This is a genomic window from Vibrio sp. 1F255 (assembly GCF_041439145.1).
In the GTDB taxonomy this organism is placed as follows: Bacteria; Pseudomonadota; Gammaproteobacteria; order Enterobacterales; family Vibrionaceae; genus Vibrio; species Vibrio crassostreae_C.
Window position 1 is genome coordinate 1 of sequence record NZ_JBGONQ010000073.1, and the last position, 2,342, is coordinate 2,342.

General features: G+C 49.4%; 1 protein-coding gene. It reads right to left on the reverse strand.

Annotation, left to right across the window (positions count from 1 at the left end):
* Window positions 1-2,342, reverse strand: a 2,342-nt coding sequence (locus ACED41_RS21420) for a VCBS domain-containing protein (protein ID WP_371725658.1), incomplete at both ends; no start/stop codon positions are given.

The following is a 2,342-nucleotide window of genomic DNA, read 5'->3' on the forward strand; positions in this document are numbered from 1 at the left end:
CATCGGCATGGTAATGCCAGGTGCCATCGGTGAGTAAGATTAGATCGCCATAGGTGCCGTGATAGTCGTAACCATTGCTGCCTTGGCGTTCAAATCCTGACTCGCCTACATCGGGGTCTGTGATGGTCAGCTTGCCATCAGCATAGAGTGTTGTATTGTCAAGTGTGGCGATGCCTGAGTGAGCATAGTCGGGTGACATGTCGACACCCGCGCTGTTTTCGGTTATTGAACCAGTATCAACGCCAGCGATTTGGGCTTTATCGCCAACAGCCGAGAGCGTCGTTGATGCGCCAGTGTGTGTTGTACCACCATGCGCGTCTTTCACATCGTAGGTGAAGTGGACGCTGCCGTTGTAATTGTGGCTTGGAGTGAAGGTGAAGGTTCCATCGTGATTGTCTTGAATCGAGCCATGGTCAGCATGCAAATTAGCGATAGTGAGCTTACCTGCATCGTTGGCGTCTACGTCAACAGTATTAGCGATTAGCTCGGTTGCTGTGATGGTTTGAGCAAGATCTTCTTTACCGCTGTTCAGTTGCACTTCACCAGAACAATACGGACGGTCGTTATCGCCATGAACGGTGACAACAATATCGTGAGTGGTGCCATCAGCCGATTTGACGGTGACAGTATCCGTTATCGATTCACCTTGGCCGAGGTGATCAATCTTTCTACCTGTTGCGTCTTGGCCTATGGAAGCGTAGTAGCTCCAATCTCCGTTACTCTGAAGTATGACACGACCATGAGTGCCGTAATAAACGCCGGTTTGGGCATGGCTTTCACCGGAGTCTGGATCAACAATGTTCAGGTGACCATCAGTGTGTATTTCGTCGTTCCATAATTTGCCGATGTTTCCATGCATATGATCTGGTGAGCGATCATCGACGTAGCCACCAGACATTGTACCATCTGGTGCTGTATAGGTATGCCCTTCATGAACATCTCCAGTATAGACACCGCCGATAACGGCAGAATTATTAACCCCTGTAATCGTTATTGAGAGGTTTTGAGTGCTGCTCGCATTATGCTCGTCTGTGACTGTTACTGGAACAGTCAATGTCTTCGTGACACCTGATGCTAACGATTGATAGCTAGAGTGAGCAGGATCGAAGCTATAACTGCCGTCCGGATTAACCACCAAGCCATCAATCTGCGGTGCGCTGTAAGTCAAGGCCGCACCGGTATCAATATCTTGGCCAACCATTTGTCCATTTAGAACGCTTCCACCTTCAGTCACTGAGTGGGACTGAGCATTGATGGTTGGGGCATCGTTGGTACCATGAACCGTTAGCTCTATCGTGTGTGTTGTACCATCTGCTGAGCGTATAATGGCTGAATCGTGTTTAACTTCGCCTTGCGCTAAGTTCTGTATATTGCGGTTGTCGAGGGTATAGGTGTAGTGACCGTCGCGCATGAGCAGTATGTGCCCACCCAGTTTGGTGTCGTAGCCAATACCTTGATAGGTTTGTGAGCCTATATTCGGATCAAACTGTGCCTCTCCCTTATCAGGGTCTTGGATGTTTAATCTGCCGTCGTAATGCAGTTGGTAGTGGGTATCTATATAGCCGCGATCTTCAGTTACTCCCCGTAAGTCTGCATTGGCTTGTGCGTCGGTAATAATCGCGTTATCTGGAGTTGCGATAAGATCAAACTTAGCTTGAGTGCTGACGCTGCCCCCATGGCCGTCAACCACATCATAGGTGAGTCGAATCTCACCATTGAAATCTTTATCTGGCGTGAAGGTATAAGTGCCATCTTTATTATCAGTCAGGCTACCGTGTGTCGCTTGCAAATTTGTCACGTGCAATACATCGCTACTATCCACATCGCTTGCATGTGTTAGCAAGTCAGAAGCCTTGATGGTTACGGGTTGATCCTCTTTACCCGCAGGAAGCTGAGTCCACGCACTGACAATTGGTTTGTCGTTGCTGCCTTGCACATCGATAACGACTTTATGAGGGACTGTCGCTCCTGTTGAATCGGTAGCGGTGATCCAGAATGATTCAGACTGATGTTCACCAGCCGCGAGTTTATCCGCGGCACCGCCGGTTGAATTGTCTAGCTGATAGTGCCAATGACCATGCTGATCAATCGACAGCGTTCCCCATTGACCTTGGGGTTGATTGATTGCCCACGTAACGGTGTCGGACTTATCTATATCAGTCGCGATTAAGCTCCCTGTCGCATCGGGGTTTCCTGCCGTGTTCAAGCCCTGTTCGATCACCGCGCCACTTGAGGTACCTGAGATAGTAGGGCGGTCATTGGTGCCATTAATCGTCACTTTGATGGTCGACGGTGTGCCATCAACGGAAGAGACGGTAAAGGTTTCTTCGACTTTATCGCCG